Source organism: Bradyrhizobium altum, from assembly GCF_020889705.1.
Classification (GTDB): domain Bacteria; phylum Pseudomonadota; class Alphaproteobacteria; order Rhizobiales; family Xanthobacteraceae; genus Bradyrhizobium; species Bradyrhizobium altum.
This window is the reverse complement of sequence record NZ_JACMYP010000360.1, coordinates 1-7,205: the sequence shown is the minus strand read 5'-3', so window position 1 is coordinate 7,205 and position 7,205 is coordinate 1. Positions and strand designations below refer to the sequence as shown.

Annotated in this window: 12 protein-coding genes; 5 read left to right on the top strand and 7 right to left on the bottom strand. The window is 61.4% G+C overall.

All coding sequences use genetic code 11. The features are described 5' to 3' along the window. Positions 1–438, top strand: a 438-nt coding sequence (locus H8B02_RS43430) for an HpcH/HpaI aldolase/citrate lyase family protein (RefSeq protein ID WP_229171924.1), incomplete at its 5' end; no start/stop codon positions are given. A gap of 23 nt (positions 439–461) precedes the next feature. Here H8B02_RS43430 and H8B02_RS43425 read toward each other — a convergent pair. From H8B02_RS43425 to H8B02_RS43415, 3 genes are all read right to left on the bottom strand, one after another. Then, positions 462–1,250: a glycosyltransferase family 32 protein gene (locus H8B02_RS43425; protein WP_229171922.1), complete on the bottom strand. Its 789-nt coding sequence runs from the start codon at positions 1,248–1,250 to the stop codon at positions 462–464. Between the two features lie 93 nt (positions 1,251–1,343). Next, positions 1,344–1,946, bottom strand: a complete 603-nt coding sequence (gene leuD, locus H8B02_RS43420) for a 3-isopropylmalate dehydratase small subunit (protein ID WP_229171921.1) — start codon at positions 1,944–1,946, stop codon at positions 1,344–1,346. A gap of 86 nt (positions 1,947–2,032) precedes the next feature. After that, positions 2,033–2,431, bottom strand: coding sequence for a metallopeptidase family protein (locus H8B02_RS43415; RefSeq protein ID WP_229171919.1), 399 nt, complete (start codon positions 2,429–2,431; stop codon positions 2,033–2,035). A 114-nt stretch (positions 2,432–2,545) separates the two neighbouring features. Here H8B02_RS43415 and H8B02_RS43410 point away from each other — a divergent pair, with 114 nt between their 5' ends. Beyond that, positions 2,546–2,872, top strand: coding sequence for a hypothetical protein (locus H8B02_RS43410; protein WP_229171917.1), 327 nt, complete (start codon positions 2,546–2,548; stop codon positions 2,870–2,872). Between the two features lie 23 nt (positions 2,873–2,895). On the opposite strand, the gene H8B02_RS43405 is transcribed toward H8B02_RS43410, so the two are convergent. Beyond that, entirely contained in the window at positions 2,896–3,117 is a 222-nt protein-coding gene (locus tag H8B02_RS43405) for a hypothetical protein (RefSeq protein WP_229171916.1), read from the bottom strand. 311 nt (positions 3,118–3,428) lie between these two features. Between H8B02_RS43405 and H8B02_RS43400 the strand changes: the two genes are divergently transcribed. The 3 genes from H8B02_RS43400 (at position 3,429) to H8B02_RS43390 (ending at position 4,881) form a co-directional block, all read left to right on the top strand. Continuing rightward, positions 3,429–3,665: a hypothetical protein gene (locus tag H8B02_RS43400; RefSeq protein ID WP_229171914.1), complete on the top strand. Its 237-nt coding sequence runs from the start codon at positions 3,429–3,431 to the stop codon at positions 3,663–3,665. 127 nt (positions 3,666–3,792) lie between these two features. Continuing rightward, on the top strand, positions 3,793–4,131 hold the full coding sequence (locus H8B02_RS43395) for a hypothetical protein (RefSeq protein WP_229171912.1): 339 nt from the start codon (positions 3,793–3,795) through the stop codon (positions 4,129–4,131). Positions 4,132–4,434: 303 nt separating this feature from the next. Continuing rightward, positions 4,435–4,881 (top strand): hypothetical protein, encoded by a 447-nt coding sequence (locus tag H8B02_RS43390; protein ID WP_229171911.1) that lies wholly within the window; start codon positions 4,435–4,437, stop codon positions 4,879–4,881. 67 nt (positions 4,882–4,948) lie between these two features. On the opposite strand, the gene H8B02_RS43385 is transcribed toward H8B02_RS43390, so the two are convergent. From H8B02_RS43385 to H8B02_RS43375, 3 genes are all read right to left on the bottom strand, one after another. Next, positions 4,949–5,158, bottom strand: a complete 210-nt coding sequence (locus H8B02_RS43385) for a hypothetical protein (RefSeq protein WP_092121493.1) — start codon at positions 5,156–5,158, stop codon at positions 4,949–4,951. A 150-nt stretch (positions 5,159–5,308) separates the two neighbouring features. Continuing rightward, complete coding sequence (locus H8B02_RS43380; protein WP_229171909.1) at positions 5,309–6,979, bottom strand: ADP-ribosylglycohydrolase family protein; 1,671 nt, start codon at positions 6,977–6,979, stop codon at positions 5,309–5,311. A gap of 41 nt (positions 6,980–7,020) precedes the next feature. Beyond that, positions 7,021–7,205: DarT ssDNA thymidine ADP-ribosyltransferase family protein (locus H8B02_RS43375; RefSeq protein ID WP_229171907.1), on the bottom strand; the 185-nt coding region annotated here is incomplete at its 5' end.

Below are 7,205 nucleotides of genomic sequence, written 5' to 3'. Positions count from 1 at the left end.
GCCGGCTTCGTGTTCGGGCCGAACGACATCGCGCGCGAAACCCGGATCCGGATGAAGCCGGGCCGCGCGGCGATGATCCCGATGATCACGCATTGCATCCTGGCGACCCGCGCGCACGGGCTCGAGATCCTCGACGGCCCCTACGGCGACATCAGCAATATCGACGGCTTCGCGGAGGAATGCGCGCAGGGCCGCGATCTCGGTTTCGACGGCAAGACGCTGATCCACCCGAGCCACATCGATGCCTGCAACGCGATCTTCACGCCGCCGGAGGCCGAGGTCACTGAGGCCCGCAGGATCATCGCTGCATTCGAACAGCCGGAGAACGCCGCGCGCGGTGCAATCCAGCTCGACGGCCGCATGGTGGAGCGCCTGCACGCCGAGATGGCCAAGCGCACGATCGCGATCGCCGACGCGATCGCTGCGATGGGGCATTGATTCCACCCTCCAGGGGAGGGTGACTAACTCCCAAACTTCTCCGACGCCCACGCATAGAGGCTGCCCGGGATCGGGGCCGCCTTGCCGCGTCCCTTCGGCGAGATGTGCAGGCCGATGATTTCGGGATCGTTCAGATAGCGCGAAAAATCCGACGGCTCGAAGAACAGCCTCGGCTCGGCGTGCGCCGCGTAGAACGAGCGCTTCGGCAGCGCGTGCTGCAACTCGCCTTCGCGGCGTGCGAGCGCGGTCAGCGCTGCGGGACCGTAGATCGCGATGCGGATGTCGGACAGGCGATTGGATTTGCCGCGCAGCTTGCGCATCGCAAAGGTCAGGCGGTGACGCAGCGCCAGCCAGTCCGGCGTCAGCTCGTCCTGCCTCATCAGCGCTTCGAATGCGCGCACGATCGGATCGTCTTGCGGCAGATACAGCACCGAGTTGCCGAGCTGCCGCGGCCGCTCCCAGGCAAAATAGGGCTTGGACGGATCGATCTCGACCGGCTTCAGCAACAGCACATCGGCGTCGAGCCAGAGCCCGGCGCGCTGTGCCATCAGCCGCATGCGGAAGAAGTCGCTGAATTGCAGGATGGTCCAGTCGCGCCACGAACCGTCGCGCTCGGCCGGACGCAGCTTCTCCGAGAACGAATGCGGCAGCACCGCCTCGGCCTCGGCATTGCCGATGCCATCGGGCAGGCCGGGAATTGGATCGAAACTGTAGACGGTGACCTTGTGCCCGGCCGCCACCTGCGAACGCAGGCATGTCCGGCGCAGCGCGTCCATCGAGCCGTGCCAGAAGGTGACGATGTCAGGCAGCATGCGCGTCAGCTCTCTCTGGGTTTGCGGTGAGGCAATTCGGCAAAGAAAAGCCCCGGCGCCTGAAGGCACCGGGGCGCGACGATTGGATGCGCCTCAAGCCCAGGCGCGTTCCTTGAGCTTGGCCTCGTAGCTGTCGATCGACGACTTCTTCTCCATCGTCAGGCCGATGTCGTCGAGGCCGTTGACCAGGCAGTGCTTGCGGAACGGATCGATCTCGAACTTCACCGTGCCGCCGTCGGGACCGCGGATCTCCTGGTTGGGCAGATCGATGGTCAGCGTCGCATTGGCGCCGCGCTCAGCATCGTCGAACAGCTTGTCGAGGTCCTCCTGCGACACGCGGATCGGCAGGATGCCGTTCTTGAAGCAGTTGTTGTAGAAGATGTCGCCGAACGAGGTCGAGATCACGCAGCGGATGCCGAAGTCGAGCAGCGCCCACGGCGCGTGCTCGCGGCTCGAGCCGCAGCCGAAATTGTCGCCGGCGACCAGCACCTTCGCATTGCGATAGGCGGACTGGTTGAGGACGAAATCGGGGTTATCGCTGCCGTCATCCTTGTAGCGCTGCTCGGAGAAAAGCCCCTTGCCAAGGCCGGTGCGCTTGATGGTCTTGAGGTACTGCTTCGGAATGATCATGTCGGTGTCGACATTGATGATCTTCAGCGGTGCCGCGACGCCTTCCAGCGTGGTGAACTTGTCCATCGGTGCTCTTCCCGGGCAAAAATAGGGGATAGGGGCCGGATGTTTATCGCGAATGTGACAGCGGTAAAAGGGCCATTTCTGCAAAGCTAGCCCGCATCGGCCTCAATCGCCTCCATATCGGCGTCCGAGAGGCCGAAATGATGCCCAATCTCGTGGATCAGCACGTGGCGGACGATGTGGCCGAGGGTCTCGTCGTGCTCCGCCCAGTAATCCAGGATCGGCCGCCGGTAGAGCCAGACCAGGTTGGGCAGCCGGGCCACATCGCCATGGCTCTGCTGCGGCAGGCCGATGCCGTGAAACAGGCCGAGCAGGTCGAACTCGCTCTCGGCCTGCATCTCATGGAGCACCTCGTCGGTCGGGAAGTCGTCGACGCGGATGATCAGGCCCTCGCAGAGGGCTCGGAACGTCGGAGGCAGGCGCTCGAAGATTTCGTGCGCCATGGCCTCCATCTCGGCGAGCGAGGGGGCTTTTTCTGTGGTCCACATGACACTCCTTTAGCGCGAGTGGCTCAGCCGGCGCCAGCGCAGTTGACCTTGGCGGTGCAATGGGAGACCGTGCGGCCCAAGATTGAGGCTCAAGAATGGGGCTTGGGTGGCGTGATGAAACGGATCGTGGCGGCAACGCTGTTGGCGGTAGCAGTCGGGCTTTCGCTTCCGGCCGGAGGGGCGCGGGCACAGAGCGCGGCGGCCGAAGTGCGCATCGGTGAGACGGCTCCGGTCGTGCGCACGCGGGTCGTCGAGCACCGCCGGCTGAAGCGGGTGCCGATCTACCGGTCGCGGCCCGATCATTGGGAACCGGATGTCATCCCGCGCTACAATCCCGGTCCGAACGCCGTGCGCGATTGCACCGCGACCTATGTGCAGGAGCACCGGCCGAGCGGCACCGTGATCACGCCGCGCATGAACTGCTTCTGGCGCCCGGGCTAGAGCGGCTGCGATCGACGCGGAAGCTAGCGCAAATGACGGCGCGCTGCGCCGATCAGTCCGGCAGCGGCGACCGCTCCCACCGTTCCATAGACCGCGAGCGCCATCAGCATTTGCGTGAGCTGGCTCGCCGTTCCCATGCCGCCGCCGGGTCCTTGCGAGGCGAGCGCGACATCAACTGAAATCATGGACCCAGCGAGCGCTGCCGCGCCGAGTACCAGCCATTTGCGCGGGCCTTGTTGTGTCATCGGCGATCTCCTGCGAGAGGCTCCTCACAACATACGACCATTGTCTATGCCGGTTTTGCGCACAGACACGAAAATTGCGATGGCTGTGTTGGAACCTGTGTGCGTCAGCGGCATTCACCATCGTGGCGCAGTCATTCACTTCCCATTCACGTCGCCCGCATCTTGCTTGCGATCTGCGTCGCGGCAACGGGGGTCGGTTCGAATGCCAGAGCGTTTTCGAGCGAAGTTCTTCGCGTGAAGAAAACGCGTCAAGGCAAGAAGCTCGAGTCGTCGTTGCAAGACGTGACATCAAGGGATCAAGGAGAAAACGCATGAAGGTGATGAAGGTCCTGGGGCTTGCGGCCGTCGGTGCCGTGCTGGTTTTGGCGGCGCCAACGGAGCGCGCGAACGCGATGTCGCTTGCGACTCCGGGCACCGCCGCAACGGTTCAGGACAACGCGAACCAGACGACCACGCAGGTACGCTATGGTCATGGTCATGGCTGGCATCGTGGCTGGGGTCGCGGACATCACCGTGGCTGGGGCCATCGTCGCCACTGGCGCCGCTGATCGCGCGGCGTATCAGCGCAGTTGAGACACAGGCCCGTGAGCAGCGGGCCTGTTGTCGTTCTCAGCCATCAAACCGGCAGACTCGCGCGCGCGAGATGATATCAATCGCAATCTGCAGGAGTTGATCATGATGAGATGGATCGGTGTTGCCGCGGTCGCTTGTGCATTCGCACTGACAGCGCCGGCATCGGCAAGTGCTGCGGCATCAGCCAGGCCGCAGGCCGCGGCACAACAGCGGCAGCCGGGCAAGGCGACCGACTTCAGCGCGCAGCGCCATCATCGCCATTACCATCGTCACCATTATCACCACGGCTACCGGCCTTGTTGCCGGCCGTACTACCAGCCCTATTCCTATTACCGGCCGTACGGCTCCTATTATTACGGACGGCCTTACTACTATCGGCCGTATCCATATGCTGTGCCGGCGCCGTTCACCTTTGGCTTCGGGTTCGGCCCGTTCTGGTGATGCAGCCGGCCGCGCTGCGATCGTCGCCGGCATTCCCGCTCGGACTTTTCGTCGCACGGTTTCGCGCGTTCATGACGCATTCACTCAGGGCTTTCTAGCGTCATGCCGGGAGCGACTGCGATGAACACAATGAGACCGGCTGCCATGCAGCGTGGTTTCACTGCTGTTGTCAGGGAGGTTCCGAGATGAGGGAGAGCTCTTTGCGGCGCGGACTGGTGCGCCGCCTTGGTGTTGCCGCGGCCGCGGTCTTCGCATTGTCGATCGCTTCGCAGCAACGCGCTGTCGCTGGCGAGCCCGGGCACCGTGCCTGCGGCAAAGTCTGCGGCCGATGCCACGACGACGCAGGTTCGGCACGGCGGCGGCGGCGGTCACGGCCACGGCGGTGGAGGTTTTCATGGCGGTGGTTTCCATGGTGGCGGATTTCACGGCGGTGGATTTCACGGCGGCGGCTTCCGCAGCTTCCACGGTGGCGGCTTCCGCGCCGCGCCGGCGTTGCATGGCGGCTATCGCTATGGCGGCTACCATCGCCACTACGGCGGGTACCACCGCTTCTATGGCGGCGGTTACCGCTACGGCTACCGCCGGCACTTCCATCACCGACGCTACTTCTACGGATCGTCTTACTACTACCCGGCCTATTATCATCACCGCCGTTGCCGGGTGGTCTGGACCTATTACGGACCGCACCGGATCTGCCGGCCATATTGGCACCACCGCCATTACTGGCGGCCGTACGGGGTCTATTGGTAAGGCCTGAAATGACAGCGGGCGCCTCACGGCGCCCGTTTTTTTAAGGTCACTCTCGCTGGAGAGCGCGCTAATCCCAGTTCTTCAGCTTCCAGGACTTTATCTTCCACGGTGTCAGGTTTTCCATCCGCCATTGCGTCCAGCGCTCCGGCGGCCAGTGGCTGAGGCGCGAGGTTTCCTTCACCTCGGGAAGCGGATCGATGATGCGTGGCGCGGCGCGGCGGCGCTTCTGCCGCGTCGCCTCACTGATCATGTCGACGAATTCGCTCTTGTCGGCCACGTCCGGCTCCCCACGAAGCTTGTCTTCGCAAGGAGCCAGTGTGCGTACGTCACGTTAACGAGCCGTTTCCACAACGGCTCGAGCTTGAGACAAGGTATACGAAATGGTTTTGCGAGCTTGCAGCGATGGATAGCGGTCGTTAGACGGTGACTATCTGCGCTTGCGCCTCCGTCGAGCCTCTAGGGCTTTGGCAATAATGGCAGAAAATGCGGTCGAGCGCTCGATCGCGAACTTGCCCTGTGCCAACTCGATAAGCGCTCGCCCAATGTCTTCCGGTCTAAACCCTCGCTCTATAATGCTGTCCGTAAGGACATTGAGATCGTCGAAGCTCTGTTCTCCGCCGCGAATGGCCCTCTCCGGAGCGGAATGCCTTTGTTCTGGTCGAGCTGCCGCCAGTGATTGATCATCTTGAAACAACGACACCTGATCGCCTTGAGGATAATTGATACTCGCTTCTCGAGTTCTGTTCGGGAGATCTTTGGGCGTAAGTTGCCGAAGCTTGGGTCGCTGTTTTGCTAAAACAGTCTGGCCAAATTCCAATCGCAACCATTGCCATTTTGCTTCTGACGTCGAAAAAACTTCACCAAAAGGCTCGGCGCGGCCGAGGCCCGCGAGACAAATCTGGTTCTCAAAAAGTCCGACCGCGTCTGATTGCGTTGTCGGAGGTGACCAAGAAATCAAATCCGGATATCGGAACGAAGCCGTCGCGTGCCCCTGCGCGATCTCGGAAAGACGGATCGCCTCGTCCGTAATATATTCGCGATCCTGTATTGTCCAACCGACTGGCGTTGGACGGGCAGCACCCAATATCGCGCCAGCCATCGTAGCGATGGTGTCAGTATCGCTACCCGGCGCATTTGCAGCCAATAACAAGCTTTCCTCATTATTTCGATCACGAGTGAGGTATGCCAAAGCTGTTGCGGCCAGCGCGGTGTTTAGCCCTGCACCTCTTGTCTGTTCGTCAAATCCTCCGACTGTTTCGAGAACAGTAGAATAAGCACGCTCGCGTGAGTGAACTTCTGCGCGCAGCAACCTTGTTACTCGTACAACGAAATCGATTTCCTCCTGGATTGCGGTTCGTAATGGCATTCCGTAGCCCTCTTCCCAAGGGCCGAGCCAGAAGAGGGACAGTTGCTCGTCGGAACTGATCGCCTCGGGAATGCACCTCAGTTGGTTCGCAAAGTCTACCCATTCGTCGGGTCCGGGCATCTCACGCAAGGCAATTGCGTGCGCCAGGCAAAACGCGTGGAAAAGGGCTCCGCAAAATCCCTTAGGATGGCCGTGAGTAGTTATTGCATCCCGTAAGACGTCCTTCACGAACGATGAAGCCACGTCTAGATTGGATTTCCAAACGTGAGGCTGAATCCGCATCGCGGCGCCGTTCCCGCCGGCGTCAAGGTAGCCACGTTCGCCACGGCTTCCGAAGAAGTTTGAAAACCAGCTCACTGTGCCTTTCGTAAGACTGGACGCGGCAGCACTGGTTCCCCGACCCGCTCCCAACGAGTAGCTAGCCCAAACGGGCAATTCGACCTTCGCGAATGCCTCGACATCGAAATCGCCATCACCTCGCGTCGAGCGGCTGACGGCCAATCGCAGCTGTGTGTCATCGGAATAAGTACCAGAAGGCAGCTGTAAAGTCGGCCCAAACCGACCCCCGATACGACGCCTCCACTCTACTGTAGAACGAACACGGTTCTGGCCGGTACGATATCGGATCGTATCCTCATCTCCCAGTTCTGTGATCCATCCTATCGCGTCTCCAGCAGCAGCCCATAGCGCAGAGCCAACGATGGCCTCCGTCCTTGAATCAAAGCGGGACATTCTTGCTGCTCCGACCGACGCGCTCTGGTTCCGGTGAATCACTAAGGACATCCCTCAAATTTCTTTGCATTCACTATAACTTCGACATCCGAGCGGTCAAAGTGGCTCAACAAAGCATTGACGCTGTCTTGATGCTCGTTCTCTCGAACGTACACCCGCCGTAGGTACTTCATGTCTACCCCCGCCGGATACAAAACCTCCGCTTGCTCGCAGGTTGGAAGCCGAC